At 74.5% G+C, this 16,322-nt stretch carries 16 protein-coding genes and 1 tRNA gene; 6 read left to right on the top strand and 11 right to left on the bottom strand.

The features are described 5' to 3' along the window. Window positions 1–62: 62 nt before the first annotated feature. Window positions 63–713, top strand: coding sequence for a leucine efflux protein LeuE (gene leuE / locus ACZ52J_RS27970; protein WP_465622655.1), 651 nt, complete (start codon window positions 63–65; stop codon window positions 711–713). Between the two features lie 81 nt (window positions 714–794). Beyond that, window positions 795–868 (top strand) — tRNA-Thr (locus tag ACZ52J_RS27965). Window positions 869–1,044: 176 nt separating this feature from the next. On the opposite strand, the gene ACZ52J_RS27960 is transcribed toward ACZ52J_RS27965, so the two are convergent. From ACZ52J_RS27960 to ACZ52J_RS27920, 9 genes are all read right to left on the bottom strand, one after another. After that, the gene (locus ACZ52J_RS27960) at window positions 1,045–3,027 is read right to left on the bottom strand and encodes an FtsX-like permease family protein (RefSeq protein ID WP_465622654.1); all 1,983 of its coding nucleotides are present in this window, start codon (window positions 3,025–3,027) and stop codon (window positions 1,045–1,047) included. Next, the gene (locus tag ACZ52J_RS27955; RefSeq protein ID WP_465622652.1) at window positions 3,024–3,821 is read right to left on the bottom strand and encodes an ABC transporter ATP-binding protein; all 798 of its coding nucleotides are present in this window, start codon (window positions 3,819–3,821) and stop codon (window positions 3,024–3,026) included. Before ACZ52J_RS27955 ends, ACZ52J_RS27960 begins: the two co-directional genes overlap by 4 nt. A gap of 106 nt (window positions 3,822–3,927) precedes the next feature. Beyond that, window positions 3,928–4,545 (bottom strand): YbaK/EbsC family protein, encoded by a 618-nt coding sequence (locus tag ACZ52J_RS27950; RefSeq protein ID WP_465622650.1) that lies wholly within the window; start codon window positions 4,543–4,545, stop codon window positions 3,928–3,930. A gap of 387 nt (window positions 4,546–4,932) precedes the next feature. Continuing rightward, a complete protein-coding gene (locus ACZ52J_RS27945) occupies window positions 4,933–5,484 on the bottom strand; it encodes a hypothetical protein (protein ID WP_465622648.1) in 552 nt (183 codons plus the stop codon). Window positions 5,485–5,624: 140 nt separating this feature from the next. Beyond that, window positions 5,625–7,238: an ABC transporter permease gene (locus ACZ52J_RS27940; protein WP_465622646.1), complete on the bottom strand. Its 1,614-nt coding sequence runs from the start codon at window positions 7,236–7,238 to the stop codon at window positions 5,625–5,627. Next, window positions 7,232–8,128, bottom strand: coding sequence for an ABC transporter ATP-binding protein (locus ACZ52J_RS27935; protein ID WP_465622644.1), 897 nt, complete (start codon window positions 8,126–8,128; stop codon window positions 7,232–7,234). Before ACZ52J_RS27935 ends, ACZ52J_RS27940 begins: the two co-directional genes overlap by 7 nt. Before the next feature lie 126 nt (window positions 8,129–8,254). Next, window positions 8,255–8,842: a TrmH family RNA methyltransferase gene (locus tag ACZ52J_RS27930; RefSeq protein ID WP_465622642.1), complete on the bottom strand. Its 588-nt coding sequence runs from the start codon at window positions 8,840–8,842 to the stop codon at window positions 8,255–8,257. Next, window positions 8,839–9,483: a class I SAM-dependent methyltransferase gene (locus tag ACZ52J_RS27925; protein ID WP_465622641.1), complete on the bottom strand. Its 645-nt coding sequence runs from the start codon at window positions 9,481–9,483 to the stop codon at window positions 8,839–8,841. Before ACZ52J_RS27925 ends, ACZ52J_RS27930 begins: the two co-directional genes overlap by 4 nt. Before the next feature lie 163 nt (window positions 9,484–9,646). Beyond that, window positions 9,647–10,114, bottom strand: a complete 468-nt coding sequence (locus ACZ52J_RS27920; RefSeq protein WP_360496136.1) for a carboxymuconolactone decarboxylase family protein — start codon at window positions 10,112–10,114, stop codon at window positions 9,647–9,649. 233 nt (window positions 10,115–10,347) lie between these two features. Here ACZ52J_RS27920 and ACZ52J_RS27915 point away from each other — a divergent pair, with 233 nt between their 5' ends. Then, window positions 10,348–10,545: a hypothetical protein gene (locus ACZ52J_RS27915; protein ID WP_465622638.1), complete on the top strand. Its 198-nt coding sequence runs from the start codon at window positions 10,348–10,350 to the stop codon at window positions 10,543–10,545. 96 nt (window positions 10,546–10,641) lie between these two features. Here ACZ52J_RS27915 and ACZ52J_RS27910 read toward each other — a convergent pair whose 3' ends face one another. After that, window positions 10,642–13,404, bottom strand: coding sequence for a lysylphosphatidylglycerol synthase transmembrane domain-containing protein (locus ACZ52J_RS27910; RefSeq protein WP_465622636.1), 2,763 nt, complete (start codon window positions 13,402–13,404; stop codon window positions 10,642–10,644). Window positions 13,405–13,461: 57 nt separating this feature from the next. Continuing rightward, window positions 13,462–14,223 (bottom strand): SDR family oxidoreductase, encoded by a 762-nt coding sequence (locus ACZ52J_RS27905; protein ID WP_465622634.1) that lies wholly within the window; start codon window positions 14,221–14,223, stop codon window positions 13,462–13,464. A 257-nt stretch (window positions 14,224–14,480) separates the two neighbouring features. On the opposite strand from ACZ52J_RS27905, the gene ACZ52J_RS27900 reads away from it, so the two are divergent. From ACZ52J_RS27900 to ACZ52J_RS27890, 3 genes are all read left to right on the top strand, one after another. Further along, window positions 14,481–15,365 (top strand): helix-turn-helix transcriptional regulator, encoded by an 885-nt coding sequence (locus ACZ52J_RS27900; RefSeq protein WP_465622633.1) that lies wholly within the window; start codon window positions 14,481–14,483, stop codon window positions 15,363–15,365. 125 nt (window positions 15,366–15,490) lie between these two features. Further along, the gene (locus ACZ52J_RS27895; RefSeq protein WP_360496122.1) at window positions 15,491–15,757 is read left to right on the top strand and encodes a UBP-type zinc finger domain-containing protein; all 267 of its coding nucleotides are present in this window, start codon (window positions 15,491–15,493) and stop codon (window positions 15,755–15,757) included. A 183-nt stretch (window positions 15,758–15,940) separates the two neighbouring features. Continuing rightward, on the top strand, window positions 15,941–16,213 hold the full coding sequence (locus ACZ52J_RS27890; RefSeq protein WP_360496119.1) for a hypothetical protein: 273 nt from the start codon (window positions 15,941–15,943) through the stop codon (window positions 16,211–16,213). The last annotated feature ends 109 nt before the right edge of the window (window positions 16,214–16,322 follow it).

The following is a 16,322-nucleotide window of genomic DNA, read 5'->3' as shown; positions in this document are numbered from 1 at the left end:
TCGATTGCCGGTGCGACGTTACGATGAGCGCCCCCTGCCCTTCCCCCGCACCGGAGCGCAACGTGCTCGGAGTCAACGACCTGGCGACGTACATCCTCGGCGCCCTCGTCATCGTCCTGCTGCCCGGCCCCAACTCCCTGTACGTGCTGTCCGTCGCCGCCCGCAAGGGCGTCCGGACCGGCTACCGGGCCGCGGCCGGCGTCTTCGTCGGCGACCTCACCCTGATCAGCCTCACCTCGATCGGTGCCGCCTCCCTGCTGAAGGCCAACCCCGCCGTCTTCGCGGTGGTCAAGTTCGGCGGCGCCGCCTACCTGCTCTGGCTCGGCTACGGCATGCTCCGCGCCGCCCGCGAGCTCTGGCGCGAACGCCGGGTGGCCGCCGACCCCACCGCCGAGCCGGCCCCCGAATCCGCCGAGAACCCCTTCCGCCGCGCCCTGGTGGTCAGCCTCCTCAACCCCAAGGCCATCCTCTTCCTGCTCTCCTTCTTCACCCAGTTCGTCGACCCGTCCTACGGCCGGCCCGCCCTGTCCTTCGCCCTCCTCGGCGGCGTCCTGCAGACCTTCAGCCTGCTCTACCTCTCGCTGCTGATCTTCGCCGGCACCACCCTCGCCACCGCCTTCCGCCGCCGCAAGCGCCTCTCCGCCACCCTCACCAGCGGCGTCGCCGTCCTCTTCGCCGGCTTCGCCGCCAAACTGGCCGTCTCCTCCGCCTGATCCACCCCCCGGCATCCGGGTACGGATCACCCGCGAAACCTGTGTAGACTGGCCCGCGTTGCCGCCACACACGGCAACGGTGCCGCCTTAGCTCAGCTGGCCAGAGCAACGCACTCGTAATGCGTAGGTCGCGGGTTCGAATCCCGCAGGCGGCTCTGTAGAAGCCCCAGGACTCACTCGCCGTGACCTGGGGCTTTTGCGCTTTGTGTCGCTCGGCCGGTCTGCTCAGCTTGAAGCCCAGGTCAGATCCTTTCTGACCTGGGCTTTTTCGTGGGGGAACGGGCCGGCCCCGCTGCCTGGGTGGGGGAGCGGGGCCGGGCGGGGGCGGGGGTCAGTGGCGGCCGCTCGCGAGGTCGAGGGGGCGGATGCGCAGCGCCAGCCGGGCCGGGGCCAGGCTGGAGACCAGGGCGAGGACCAGGCAGACCGCGGTGGCTCCGGCGAGGGCGCCCCAGGGCAGGTCGAAGGCCGCGGACTGGGTCGCGTCGAGGATGCGGTTCTCGATCAGCAGGACGGTCGCGTACTGGGTCAGCAGGGTGACGAGCAGTCCGAGGGCCGCCGCGGTGGCGACGACCAGCAGGGTCTCGACGGCGACCACGCGGAGGACCTGGCGGCGGGTGCCGCCGGTCAGGCGCAGGGTGGCGAAGTCCCGCAGGCGGTCGCCGGTGGACATCATCATCGTGTTGACGATCGCGATCAGCGCGTAGAGGAGGGCCGGGCCGAGGATCGCCAGCATCGCGATCCAGCTGTTCTTCGCGGTCCGGTCGTTGTGCGTCCCGATCCAGTCCGCGCCCGTGGTGGCCCGGGCCGCGCTGCCGCCCAGCGCGGCCGTGACCTGCTCGGGGCCCGCGCCGGTGCCCAGGTAGGCGACCGAGACGGCGCTCTCGCCGGGGACGGCCTCGCGGGGGACGACGATCTCGGGCAGCTGTGGCAGCAGGTGGCGGACCTGGGCGACCAGCCGCAGCGGCTCCCGGGTACCGTCCGCGAGTCGGGCGTTCAGGGTGTCGCCGACGTGCCAGCCGAAGACCCGCGCCATGTCGGTGGAGACCGCGACCGTCCTGCCGTGCAGATCCGCGAGCGAGCCGGCGTCGGCGGTCAGGTTCCAGGCCTCGCGCAGGTCGCCGTCGACGGCGAGGCCGTCCTCCGGGATCGGCAGGTCGGTGGGGCGGCCGGGGGCGGGCTGCTGGTCCGGGAGCGCCAGGCCGTCGAACCGTACGGTCGCCGCGGTGGTCAGTCGGGCGTCCGGCAGGGCGGCGAGGCCCCGGAGGGCGTCGGCGGGCACGGTGTGGCCGTCGGACGGCTCGATCACGTACCCGGCCTTCAGGGCGGCGCGGCCCTGGGCGGCCATCGCGTCGCTGAAGGCCACCGTGCCGCCGACCACCGAGCCGGCCAGGCCGATCACCAGGAAGACCGGCGTCGCGGTGGAGACGGTGCGGCGGATCGCGGCGAGCGCGTTCTGTCGGGCGATCAGCCCGGCCGCGCCGGGCAGCAACGGGACGAGCGAGGTGAGCAGCCGTACCAGCGGCGGCACCAGCACCGGGGCGATCAGCACGACGGCGAGCACCGCCATGACGTCGAAGAGCAGCGCCCACTGCGGGGTGGTCTCCGGATCGCGGGACTGCGGGTCGGCCAGCATCGACGCGGGCATCGAGATGAACGTCGACAGGGTGTAGCCGAAGACACCGAGGAAGAGGACCGAGGCCACCCAACGGACCACCGGCATCACCTTCTTGTCGACGGCGACCTCGTTCAGTGCCTCCACCGGCCGCACCCGGCCGGCCCGGCGGGAGGCCGCGTAGGCGCCGAGCAGGGCGACGACGAGCCCGCCCGAGGCCGCGAGCAGCAGCGGCAGCAGGGCCGGCTCGGAGTGGAAGCCACTCGGCGCGGCGCCCTGGTCGACCAGCCAGCCGGCGATCGCCGGGGCGACGGCCAGCCCGAGCAGGCAGCCCGAGACCGCGGCGGCCAGCGCCACTACCAGGGCCTCGCCGAGGACCAGCGCCCGGACCTGACGCGGCGTCGCGCCGACCGCGCGCAGCATCGCCGTCTCCTGGCGGCGCTGGGCGACGGCGAAGGCGAAGGTCGAGGAGACCACGAAGACCGAGACGAATCCGGCCATGGCGGCCATGAAGCTCACCAGCTTGTGCAGCGAGGGCGCGCCGGGCAGCGAGTCCTCGCCCATCGTGGTGTTGAGGAGCACCCCGGCGGCGGACATCACCGCGACGCCGAGGGCGAGCGCGACGAAGGAGCCGACGAAGGACGGCCACCGTCGCCGCAGGGAGACGGCGGCGATCGGGAGCAGCAGTCGGAGACCGTTCATCGGGGGTCACCGTGTCCGGGGGTTCCGGCTTCTGCGGCGGCGTTGGCGGCAGCCTTTGCGCGGGCGTCTTCCAGCGCGGTCATCCGGGCGGCTACGGTCTGCGGGTCCGGGTCGGCCAGACGGTCGACGACCTGGCCGTCGGCGAGGAAGAGCACGGTGTCGGCGTAGGAGGCAGCGACCGGGTCGTGGGTGACCATGATGGTGCTCTGGCCCTGCCGATCGACCAGGGAGCGGAGCAGGGTGAGCACCTCGCGGCTGCTGGAGCTGTCCAGGGCGCCGGTTGGTTCGTCTGCGAAGAGCACCTCGGGGGCGGCGATCAGCGCCCGGGCGATCGCCACCCGCTGCTGCTGGCCGCCGGACATCTGCGAGGGCAGGTGGCCGGTCCGCTCGCCCAGGCCCACCTGGGCGAGGGCGTCCCGGACCTGCGCCGGGTCGGGTCTACGGCCGGCCAGGCGCAGTGGCAGGCCGACGTTCTGCTCGGCGGTCAAGGCTCCCAGGAGGTTGAAGGCCTGGAAGACGAAGCCCAGGCGCTCCCGGCGCAGTTCGGTCAGGGCGGTCTCGTCGAGGCCGCCGAGGTCGACGCCGTCGACGATGACGGTGCCGGAGTCCGGGCGGTCGAGTCCGGCGGCGCACTGGAGCAGGGTGCTCTTGCCGGAGCCGGACGGGCCCATGACGGCGGTGAAGCTGCCGCGGGCGAAGCCGAGGGTGACCCCGGCCAGGGCGGTGACGGTGTTCTGGCCCGCTCCGTAGGTGCGGGTGACCTGGTCCAGTCGTACTACATCGTTGTCGTTCATGATGATCCACTTCCTACCAGGTCGCCGGAGGTGGCGGAATCTCGTCCTGGCAGGGCGGCCCGGGGGGTCCGGCTCGGGATCCGCTCCCGGGCCGGACCGGGAGGGGCTAGGCAGCGATGGCGAGCACCTGCGGTTGTGCCAGCGTCCGGTAGACGGCGGTGCGCAGTTCGATGGAGCGATCGAGTCTCGCGGCGTTGAAAAAGAGATGGCTATGCGCCAACAGGTCGTGGTCGACGAGGAGTTCGAGATCGGGGTGGAACGAGAACGGGATGATCGAGCCGGTCACGCAGCCGCTCAGCCGCTCGGCGGTGGTGCGGTCCGCGAAGCCGACCCGGCTGGACCCGAGGGCCTGGCCGACGGCGTCCAGATCGACCCGGCGGTCGCCCGGCACCACGGCGAGCGCGTACCGGCCGCCGCCGGCCTGCTTGGTGCGCTTGGCCCGGATGACGATGGACTTGGCGGCCTGCTCCAGCGGGTGGCCGCGCAGCTCGCTGGCGAGGGCGGTGTTCCCCTCCGGCTCGTGGCAGATCGTCCGGTAGGCGGCGGGATGGGTGGCCAGTAGGCCCAACAGCCTGCTGTAGGTGGAGGGTTCGGTCGCGGGTTCGGTGGAGGTGGAGGTGGAGGTCAAGACTCCGGTGGCTGTGGAGGTGGAGTCGGTGGAGTCGGCGATCCCGGTCGGGCGTCCGCCGGTGGTCGGGCTCGTGGTGGACAAGGCAGGGGTCATGGGTGCGTCCTCACAGACGGGGCATCGGGGCGTGGCGCGGCCCCTCGCCCTGCCTGCGCAGCACGACGGGCCGTCGTTCTGGGCCTTGCCTGGTGCTGTGGTGCGATTGACGATCCCCGGGCGCGCGGCCCTGCCCGACCTCGCTCCGAGAGGATCGCTTCGGCTTCGGCGAGGGGCGGGCCCACGGGACTCTGATGCGTTCGGCGCCTCCGGGACCGGGCCATCGTACTCCGGGGTTTCGGCCTCGCGCCGGGCCCAATCTGCCGGTTGACCGGCAGCTTTGCGGATCGTTGCCGTGTCCGCGGGGCCACGACGGGCAGCCCGTCCGGCGGCGGTCGGCATGGCCGTCCTCCTCACTCCGGTGCTTCTCCGGTGGGCGCGGATGGATCACCGGTGTACGGCGGTGCGACCCTCGATGACCCAGAGACCGGCCGGGACCGGGGTGCACCTGGTGGCCCGGGCGGGCGCGTCGGGGTGCAGGAAGTCGGCCCCGGCCCAGCCGACCCGGTGCTCGCCGCTCGCGTCCGCGGGATAGAAGGTGAGACCGGTCTCGGGGTGCCAGTCGGCCCGGCCGGCGGTCGCCGGGCCGTTGACCGGCGTGACGGTGGCGGTGCCGACCGGCCCGGTGACGGTGACCGCACCGCCGGCGTCGGCGGTCAGGCAGTCGATGTCGAACTCGACCCGGGCGGTACCGGTTCCGATGAACTCGTGCTGCACCACGGCGTGTCCACGTGTGCGGCCGTCGACGGTCCGGGCGTCGACCCACGCGGTGAGCCGCTCGCCGGGGTTGGGGCCGGGGCCGTGCTCGTTGAGCACGGTCCAGCTGTGCAGCCGGAGGTGGTCGGCTGCGGGCGCGGGGGCGGGGGCTGCGATGGCGGTGCCCGCCGAGAGGGCGGTGGCTGCGGTGGCGAGGGCGATGGCGGTGATCGGCTTGCGCATGGTCGGTCCTTCGGTGCGGGGCGGGATTTCGGGCTGTGCGTCCGTTGCCGACAACGCTGCCGGTTCGCCCCCGGGCGTGGCCTCCGTCCTGCGGAGGGACCGGCTCCCCCGGGCGGGGGAACCGGCTCTCGACCCGTCGGCTAGCGGGTGGCGTGGCGTATCGCGTCGACGGTGAGCGCGCCCAGGGCCAGTGCGGCGGCGAGGCCGGCGACCGCCGCCGGGGCCGGGGCGCGGCCCCCGGAGACGCCGAGGAAGTCCAGCCCGCCGACGTGGTTGACCATCGCGTACCAGAGCAGCGGGTAGAGGGTCTGGAACAGCCGGGGGCCGCGGGTGACGGTGCCGCAGAGCATCGCCAGGGAGGGGATCAGCAGCGCCCCGGCCAGGGCGCCCGCGGCGGCCCGGGACTCCCCGGCGCCGAGCAGCCGGACCACCGGCCCGGCCGCCACCGCCAGCGCCGGGACGATCCCGGCGAGCAGGGCGGCCAGCCCGCGGCGCAGCGGGGACGGGCAGGCGCCGAGCAGTTCCTCGATGCTGCCGCCGCCCGCCCGGTGGCCCATCCGGGACCAGAGGAGCATCGGCCAGAGCATCGCGAACGGCAGCATCGCGTGGCTGGGCCCGTCCGGTGCGACGCTCAGCGCCACCGGCGCGATCACCGCGGCCCCGGCCCACCACCACCGCTGCCCCTGCGCCAGGATCCGCAGTTCACCGGCGAGCGCGGCGAGCACCGTGCCGCCCCGGTGGGCCGGGGTCAGTCGGGCCGGATCCAGTGCGAAGGCGGCGGGGCCGGCCTCCGGATCCGCGCCCGCCGCGCCGTCCTGTGGGGCGGCCCCACGGCCCCACCCGCCCGGGCGCACCCCCGTCGCGCCCGGGCGGAGCGTCGTCGTACCCGGGCGTGCCTGCGCCCCGTCGAAGCGGCGGAACCAGAGCGCCCCGAGCAGCGCGAGCCCGACGGCCGCCGCCGTCAGCAGGAGCCCCGTCGCGGCCGGTCCGCCCGCCTCGCCCGGCCCCAGACCGGGCCAGTCGAAGGTGCCGAGCACCCGGTCGTCCGCCGTCAGCCCGACCCCGAACTCCACGCCGTCAACCGGCCGTCCGCCCGCCGCGAGCACCTCCCGGATCGACGCGGTGATCCGCCGCATGCCCAGCAGATCCAGCCCGCTGCTCGTCTGCGCGCCCAGGACGAGCACCAGCCAGACCGCGCACCAGACCGCGGCCCCCAGCCCGCCGCGCAGCCCGGGCACGGTGTCGAAGAGCACCGCGCACCCGGCCACCGCCGCCAGCAGCGGCAGCGTGATCAGGACGTACGGCAGCAGCAGCCGCACCACGTCCACGTGGTCCGCGTCGCCCTTGAGCAGCTGCACCCCGAGCGCCGTTCCGGCCAGGGCGAGCAGCATCGAGCCGAACAGCAGCAGGTTGCTGCCGAACTTGCCGGCCAGATAGGCGATCCGGCTCATCGGCGTGGCGGCGAGCAGCCGGCCGACACCGCTCTGCTCGTCCCGGGGGATCGCCCCGCGCACGATGCCGAAGCCCGCCAGCGACAGCCAGACCGCGCCGCCGAGCGCCGTCACCGTCCCCACGTAGCCGCTGGTGTAGCGGCCGTGCAGATCGGTCACCTGGAACACCTCCCAGCGGGAGTCGCCGACCGGCGCGGCCAGCAGCCCGAGGGCGAGCGTGCCCAGCAGCACGACCAGGTAGCCGGGCCGCCGTCGGCGCTCCCGGAAGTCGGCCAGGGCCAGCGCCCCGACGCGCGTCACCATGCCGCCACCTCCTCGGCCGCGGCCGGGGCGGCGGTGAGCAGCAGGTACGCGTCGTCCAGCCGGGGCGTGACGGGCTGAGCCTCCGGTGCGGGCCGGGCCCCGGACAGCACCCGCGCCCGGACGCCCTGCGGGGTGCGGGTGGTGCCGCCGAGCAGGAACCGCGAACGCAGCGAGGGGAGTTGCTCGGCCCCGACGGTCAACTCCCAGACGGAGCCCTCGGCGCGGCGGAGCAACTCCTCCGGGGTGCCGTGGTGCAGCAGCCGGCCGTGCCCCATGACGGCGATCCGGTCGGCGGTGGCGGCCACGTCCGGGACGATGTGGGTGGACAGCACGACGATCCGGTCGGCGCCGAGCCCGCTCAGCAGGCTGCCGAAGCGCAGCCGCTCCTCCGGATCCAGCCCGACCGTCGGCTCGTCCACGATCAGCAGCGCCGGGTCGTTGAGCAGTGCCTGGGCGATGCCGACCCGCTGGCGCATCCCGCCGGACATCGCGCCGAGCCGCTGCCCGGCCGCGCCCGACAGGTTGACCAGCTCGAGCAGTTCGTCGATCCGGGCCTTCGCGGGGCGCCGCCGCATCCCCTTGGCGGCGGCCAGGTAGCCGAGGAACTCGCGCGCGGTGAGCTGCGGGTAGACGCCGAAGTCCTGCGGGAGGTACCCGACGGCACGGCGCAGCGGCCCGGGGCGGCGGGCGATGTCCTCGCCCTCCCAGAGCACCCGGCCCGAGGTGGGCCGGGTGACCGTGGCCAGGATGCGCATCAGGCTCGACTTGCCGGCGCCGTTGGCGCCGAGCAGGCCGAGCACGCCGGGCCGCAGCGTCAGAGTGAAGGAGTCCACCGCGCGCTTGTCGCCGCGGTACTCCTTGGTCAGGTCGAGGATCCGGAGTTCGGTCACGCACGGAATGCTTCCGGGCGGAGGCCGTTCGCACATCTGCCGTTCGGCAGAGATGTGCGGGGTTTCCGGGCGGAAACGCCGGGAGGGGTGGGCCTTTCGGCACACCCCTCCCGCCGTTCACACGCTTCAGTCCTCGTCGCCCCCGAGGTCGCCCCCGAAGTCACCGCCGAGGTCGCCGTCCGGGGTGCCGCTGATCGTGTACCCCTGCCGGCGCGCCTCGTAGCAGGCCACCGTCGCGGCCGCCGACACGTTCAGCGAACCGACCCGGCCCAGCTGCGGCACGAACACCACCTGGTCGCAGAGCTCCAGCGCGTCCGGCGTGATCCCGCGGTCCTCGTGCCCGAGCACGAAGGCCACCGCCGGGGTCAGCTCGGCGGCGAACATCGGCACCGCCTCGTCCGCCAGCTCCAGGCCGACCACCTTGAAGCCGTCCGCCTTCGCCGCCGCCACCGCCTCGGCGATGGTCGGGAAGTGCTCCACCTTCAGGTACTTGTCGGTGCCCATCGCGGCCTTCTGCGCGCCGGACGAGCGCACCGACGGGGTGTCCCCGACCAGGTACAGCTTCTCGGCGCCCATCGCCGCACCGGTCCGGACCACCGAGCCGACGTTGAACGGCGACTGCAGGTTCTCCAGGATCATCGCGAGCCGGAACTCGTTGCTGCGCCGCCACGAGCGGTGCAGACGCTTCAGTTCGGTCCCGCGGAGCTGCTTCACGACGTCGTACCTCGTCCATTCTCGGAGCCCTCGCCCACCTCGGGACGGGGCCGCGCTTCCAGAATCCGGAACCCGTTGACCGACGCGACCCGGGTCGTCGGGTAGCCCTGGTCGTTCAGCCACTTCTGCAGCGAGTCCGAGCCCAGGTGCTTCTGCACCACGAGGAACGCCGAGCCGTCCGGGGTCAGCCGGCCGAGCCAGTGCGTCAGCAGGCGGCGCAGTGCCGCCTTGCCGATCCGGATCGGCGGGTTGGAGTAGATCGTCGCGAACCGGAGGTCCTCCGGGACGTCGTCCGGCAGCGCGGCCTGGACGTTGCCCAGCCCCAGCGCCTCGGCGTTGAGCCGCACCAGCTCCAGGGCGCGCTCGTTGACGTCCACCCCCCAGACCGGCAGGCGCTTGCGCCGGGTCGCCCAGGTGAGCGCGATCGGGCCGTAGCCGCAGCCGACGTCCAGGATCGGGCCGCGCACCCGCGGCTGCGGGGCGTGCTCCAGCAGGATCCGGGTGCCCGGGTCGAGCCGCTCGCGGGAGAACACCCCGGTGTCGGTGGTCAGTTCCAGGGTCAGGTCCGGCAGGGAGACCGTGATCGGCCGACGGTCGCTGGCGACCTCGGGTGCACCGCTGAAGTAGTGCGAGCCGGACATGATTTCCCCGTCGTTCGTGTGGGCCTCGGGGCCACCGGGTGGGTGTGGGTAAGCCCTTTGTACGGCACCGATCGTACCCCCGGTGGCCTGGGCGGCGTTCCGCGCGGGCCACCGGGCGGTGCTGCGTACGGTGCCCCGCGCGGCGGTCCGGCAGGTGGCCCGGTCAGGCGGCGCCGGGGGACTTGCGGGTGGCCACGTTGATGCGGTTCCAGGCGTTGATGGTGAAGCAGACCGAGATCAGCTGCGCCAGCTCGGCCTCCGCGAAGTGCGCGGCCGCCCGGGCGTACACCGCGTCCGAGACCCCGCCGCCGATCCGCGCGATCTCCTCCGCGAGTGCCAGGGCGGCCCGCTCGCGCTCGCTGTACACCCCGGCCGGGGCCTCCGGCCAGACCGGCAGCAGGTAGATCCGCTCGTCGCTCTCGCCGGCCTTGCGGGCGTCCTTGGTGTGCATGTCCAGGCAGTACGCGCAGCCGTTCAGCTGCGAGGTGCGCATCTGGACGAGCTCGACCAGCGCCGGGTCCAGGCCCTCGCGGGCGGCGGCGTCCAGGGCGATCATCGCCCGGAACACCTTCGGGACGGTGCGGGCGTAGTCGAGGCGGGCGGGGGCTTCGGTGAGCTCGTTCGTCGTCATGGCTACGACCCTAGGCTCGGAATGCACCCTTCTCTTGGGTCATTCGGCAGCGTGATTCGTGGGTCAATGCGAGGGGTTCGGCCGGGCGGCACGGAGGCGGCACGGAGGCGGCACGGCGCTTGCGGCAACACGCCCGGGCGGGCTCGGCGCTTCGCGTCCGGGCACCGGGCGGCGGATACTGCCAGTACCGCCACCCGGGCCCGTGGGAGCCTCCGAACAGTGAGGACGATGCCATGCCGCAGGATCACGAGGACTACCTGATCGACGAGACCGCCGAGACCGTCGAGCCCGACGAGGAGGCGCCCGACGTCGACGAGTACGACGAGGTCGCCGAGCGCCGCGCCCTCGGCGCCGACCCGGCCACCGACGTCGCGGACGTCGCGGAGCAGACCCGGGTGGTCCAGCTCGACGAGGACGAGTACCGGGAGTAGCCGTCCCGAGCGGGCCGCGCGGGGTCGGGCTGAACCCGAGCGGGCCCCGCGTGCCGGGCTGTTCCCGAGCGGCGGCCCTACGGCGTGTGGCGGACCCTAGAGCGCGCGGCGGCGTTGCAGCCAGGCCAGCGCCGCCCAGCCCGGCAGCACCGGCAGGATCAGCGTCAGCAGCCGGTACAGCGCCACCGCCGCCAGCGCGCCGCCCTTCTCCATCGACGCGGTCTGCTGCAGCAGCGTGATCAGTGCCCCGTCCACCGCGCCGGCCCCGCCCGGGGTCGGCGCCGCGCTGCCCGCCGCGTTGCCCACCAGGAACACCACCGCGACCGAGGCGAAGGACGGCTCCCGGCCGATCGCCCGGGTACAGCAGTACAGGCAGGAGATCAGGCAGATCGACACCAGCAGCTGCCCGGTCACCCCGACCGCCAGCCGGGTCGGACTGCGCAGCAGGTCCAGCAGCCGCGGCACCACCTCGGTCGTCAACGGCCGCAGCCGCGCCGCCAGCCACCGCCGGGCCACCGGGATGGCCGACACCAACGCCAGCAGCGCCGCCGCCCCCGCCAGCCCGCCGACCACCGCGGGCAGCGCGTCCAGCTCGGAGCCGCCCGGCTGCAGGTCCAGCAGGTAGACGAAGGCCCCCAGCTGCAGCAGGTGCAGCACCAGTCCGATCATCGTCCCCACACCGACGCTGGACAGCGCCTGCGCCGTCGGGATCCCCGCCTGCTGCAGCAGGCGGGTGTTCAGCGCGACCCCGCCGACCCCGCCGGGCGACACCAGCTTCACGAACGACCCGGCCACCTGCGCCAGCACCGCGTTGCGGAAGTCCAGCCGCTCCGGCACGAAGCCGACGAACCCCATCGCCGCCGTGACGTGGCTCGTCGCCGCCGCGACCAGCGCCAGCAGCAGCCACCATGGATCGGCGTCCGCCAGGGCGGAGACCGGGTTGTCCTCCGCCGCGAACAGCTGCGGGATCAGCAGCCACCCGGCCACCACCCCGCCCACGACGGCCAGCATCGTCCGCGGCCGCAACCGCTCCAACCGCACCGGCCGCCCCACCACCTGCGGCCGCGCCCGCAGCACCTCCGCCCGGATCTCCTCCAGCAGCCCACCGGGAACGGGGGCGTTCTGGGTCTGCGCCCCGTCGGCGGTGCTGGTGCTGGTGCTGGTGCCGGTGCCGGTGCCGGTGCCTGCGCCTGGGGCGGTGCCAGCCGAGGCGGCCGGGGTGGCGGCGGGCGACGGTTCCGGCCGGGCCGGGGCCGGGCCGGTGGGTTTCGCGTGGCGTTTGAGGGCGCGGCGGGTGGTGTGGGTGAGGGCGATCGGTTGGAGGAGGGGGAGAGCGGCGCCGATGGGGTCGCGGCCGAGGACGGTGGTGGCGGTGCGGACGGAGCGGGCGGCGCCGGTGCGCAGGGCGAGGGTGGTGAGGAGCTGGGCGATGTCGCAGCGCAGGACGAGTTCGGTGGCGGCGATGTCACCGTCGGCGAAGTCGACCAGGTGCACCGCGCCCGAGCCGTCGACCAGGAGCGAGGAGGGGACGAGGGCGCGGTGGGCGATCTCGCGGCGCTGGAGGAGGGCGAGCTGGCCCCAGGCGTCGGTGAGCAGCTCGTCGGTGATCTCCTCGTCGGCGAGCTGGTCCAGGGTGCGGCCGGCCAGCCGCTCGTACGCGAGGAGGGCGGTGTCGTGGCCGACACCGGCGGTGGCGGCGATGCTGCGGGTGCGGACGCCGGCGGCCAGGGCCGCGTACGTCACCAGGGCCTCGTGTTCCAGGCCGGTGCGCGGGGAGCGCAGGACCCGCGGGTCGGGGGCGGTGCGCAGGCGCAGCCGGCGCCATGCGCGCTGGACGGCGGCGGCGGTGACGGCCTGCCGGTCGAGGAGCTGGACGTCGAGGTCGGGGCGGTCGTCGGCCTGTCGGACCCGGTAGCGGTCGGGCCCGGTCGGGTGGGCTTCGACCGGGCGCAGGCCGCTCTCGCGCAGGGCGCGCAGGATCTCGCCGGGCCGGGGGCAGGGGTCGGGGGTGCCGACCGCGTAGAGGGTGCCGTGGGCGCCGGTCCAGCCGATCAGCAGGCCGAGCAGCAGCGCGGTGGGGGTGGCGAAGCCGCCGGCCAGTCCGGCGAGGCCGGAGAGGGCGAGGACGGTCCAGGGCAGGCGGCGTTCGCGGCTGCCGGAGGCGGTCATGAAGGCGAGGACCGGGGCGAGGTAGCCGTACACCGGTTCGGTGTGCCCGAGGACGTCGCCGGGCAGCGGCTGGCTGAGCGCGGTGAGCAGCGAGTGCGGAGCGAGGCCGTCCGCCCACAGGTCCACGCCGAGGGTGGCGCCGTACGCGAGGACGGCGGCGAGCAGCCCGTCGGAGACCTGCTGGAGGGCGCGCCGCCGGTCGGGGCCGAGCAGGCGGCGCACGGCGAGGCCGACCGGCAGCAGCAGGACGGCGGCAGTGGTGAGCCCGCCTGCCAGGCTCGCCAGCGGCCGCGGCACCAGGGCGGCGGCCTCGGCCACGTCGGCGGCGATGCCGCCGGTGGTGGCGCGGGCGTAGTCGGCGAGCAGCAGGGTGAGGGCGATGGCGAACAGGCCGCCGAGCAACCGGATCAGGGCGACGGGCTGCCGGAGCCGGCCGGTGGCGGGCACCGGGCGGGCCGGGAACCGGCCGGGTCCGGCCTGCCCGGGGATCCCGGTGACCCTGCTGCCCGCTCTACTGGTGTCCGTCGCACCGCCGCTGCCCGTTGTGCCGCTGCCTGCTGCACCGCCGTCCGGCACCCCCGCGTCGCCCGCGTCACCCGCATCGCCCGCGTCACCCGCCAGTTGCGCGGGCACACCGCCGGTGTCGCCCCCGTCGGTGTCGCCGTTCGTTCTCCCCGTCACGATCGCCACGGGTGGCATGCTCCCATGCCACCCGTGCGTGCGGAGCGTGGACGCCGGGCGGGCCGGTCACGCCTGCCGGGTCGGCAGCACGACCAGGTGGCGCAGGTTGACGTGCCGGGGGCGGCTGACGGTGTACGCGATGAGGTCGGCGATGTCCTCGGCCGCGAGCGCCGGGATGACGTCGAACATGCCGCCGAGCTGTTCGCGCAGGGCCGGGTTGTCGATGTGCCCGCCGAGTTCGGTGTCGGTCAGGCCGGGCTCGATCGCGCTGACCCGGACGTCGCGCGGGCCCAGCTCGCTGCGCAGGGCGGCGGACAGCTGGGTGAGCGCGGCCTTGGTGGCGCCGTACACGGCGTAGTCGGGGAAGACCACGTGTGAGGCGATCGAGGAGACGTTGACCAGGTCGGCGGTGCGGCCCTCGGCGGCGGCCGCGGTGAGGTCGGCGGTGAAGGCGCGGACGATCCGCAGCGCGCCGGTGAGGTTGGTGTCGACCATGCGGGTCCACTCGTCGATCCGGCCGTCGACGAGCGGGTTGGGCAGCATCACCCCGGCATTGTTGACGACCAGGTCGACCTGCCCGTAGGTGTCGTGGACGGCCTTCGCGGCGGCGTCCACGGAGGCCTGGTCGGTGATGTCGGCGGTGACGGCGAGCGCCTGCCCGCCGGCGGCGGCGATCTCGGCGGCGAGCGCGTCCAGCCGATCGGTGCGCCGGGCGAGCAGGGCGACCCGGGCGCCCTGGGCGGCGAGCGTCCGGGCGGTGGCGGCGCCCATGCCGCTGGCGGCTCCGGTGACGACGGCGGTGCGGGTGGCGAGGGAGGCGAGGCTCATCGGGGGCTCCAGGGGGGTCCAGGTTCCGGGGTCCGGGTCCAGAGGTTCCGGTGTTCCGGGGGCCAGAGGGTCCGGGGGTTCCGGGGTTTCCGGCGGTGGTCGGGCTGACGTCGACCACTCTGCGCGGACCGCCGCCGCCGACCCAGGGCTGTGCCTTTCCCGGGTACCGCCGTCCTGGGAACCCCCTTCCCGGGACGGCCTTTCCTGGGTACGGCAGTACCACCCTCGCGCGGCCGCTCGCGGCTAACCTGCCAGGCATGGAGAACACCCTGGGGGACTTCCTCCGCACGCGCCGGGCCCGGATCCTGCCGGAGGAGGTGGGCCTGCCCTCGCACGGCCGCCGCCGGGTGCAGGGGCTGCGCCGGGAGGAGGTGGCGCAGCTCGCGGGCGTCAGCGTCGACTACTACGTCCGGCTGGAGCAGGGCCGGGGCGGCAGCGCCTCGGACGCGGTGCTGGACGCGGTGGCCCGCGTGTTGCGGCTGGACGAGGTGGAGACGGCACACCTGCGCTCGCTCGCCCGTCCGCCCAAGGCCCCGGCCGGTGCCGCCGCCGGTGCCGCGCGGGGACAGGCCCGGCAGCAGGTCCGCCCGGGGACCAGGCTGCTGCTGGACCTGATGACCGAGGTGCCGGCCTTCGTCCTGGGCCGCCGGATGGACGTCCTGGCCTGGAACGCGCTGGGCGACGCGGTGAACGGCTTCTCCACGCGTACGGACGGCGGCCCGGACGGCCCGCCCAACCAGGCCCGGCACGGCTTCCTCGACCCGGCGGCCCGGGACTACTACCGGCAGTGGGACGCGGTCGCCGCGGAGACCGTCTCCTACCTGCGCCGGGACGCCGGACTGCACCCGGAGGACCCGGAGCTGAGCGCCCTGGTGGGTGAACTGTCGGTGCGCAGCGAGGAGTTCGGCCGGCTCTGGGCGGACCACCTGGTCCGGGAGAAGACCCACGGCGTCAAGCTGGTCCGGCACCCGCTGGTCGGCGACCTGGAGTTCGGCTACGAGACCCTGGGCGTCAACGGCTCGCCGGACCAACTGCTGGTCGTCTACACCGCCCCGGTGGGCTCGCCGACCGCCCAGAAGCTGGCGCTGCTGGCGAGTTGGACGGCGCCGGGGGCGGAGTCCGAGGCGTCCGGCGTCTCCTGAGCGCCGGAGGCGTCCCGGGCAGGCCGAGCGGGCCGTCCGGGGCGGGTCGGGCCGGGTCGTCCTGAGCGGGCCGTCCGGGGAGTTCTGAGCGGGCGGGACGGCCCGGGGCGGCTTAGCCTGCACTCATGAGTGCCTGCGAAGACCTCGCTCTGGCCCCTCAGGACATCGAGCCCGTTCCTCCCACCAACGGCTGCGCCGACTGCCTGGCGCAGGGGCGCCGGGACTGGGTGCACCTGCGGATCTGCCTGGACTGCGGCCACATCGGCTGCTGCGACTTCTCGCCGCAGCGGCACGCCACCGCGCACTTCCACAACACCTCCCACCCGGTGATCCGCTCGTACGAGCCGGGGGAGGACTGGCGCTGGTGCTTCGTCCACGAGGTCATGGGCTGAGACGGGCGTTCGCGACCGGTCTCCCCGGTCTCCCCGGTCTCCCCGGTCTCCCGGGTCTCGCGGCTCTCCCCGCTCTCCCCGGTGGCGTGGGCGCGCACGACGGATAAAATCCGGACATAAAGCCCGTGCGGCCCCTCCGGCCGACGCCCGTCCGGCCGGTGGACCGCCGAAGGGAGGCCCACGATGACCAAGCGAACACCGGGCAGCACCGCCCAGCTCCGCCAGGGCACCCAGGAACTGCTGGAACGCCGCGGCATGGCGAGCCCACCCGCCCGGATCGGGCCGAAGCTGCGCACCGGCGCGGTGTCTTCCGCCGGCGCCGGGTACGGCACCGGCGAGGCGTTCCGCCACGGCGGGCGCGACACGCCGGCCGCGGCCACGCACTCCGCTCCGGCGATGCACGCCGAACTCAAGGGCCACCGGCACCGCGGCGCGGAGAAGCACTCCGCCCACTGAACCGTCCGGCCGGGGGCGGGCACCGAGCTGCGGGTGTCCGCCCCCGGCGCATGGCCAGGGGTGCTCTCGGGGGCTTTCCTCGGGGGCTTTCATCAGGGCTCTCCTCGGG

This window comes from Kitasatospora sp. NPDC034035 (assembly GCF_055575755.1).
This window is presented reverse-complemented; position numbering and strand designations above follow the sequence as displayed.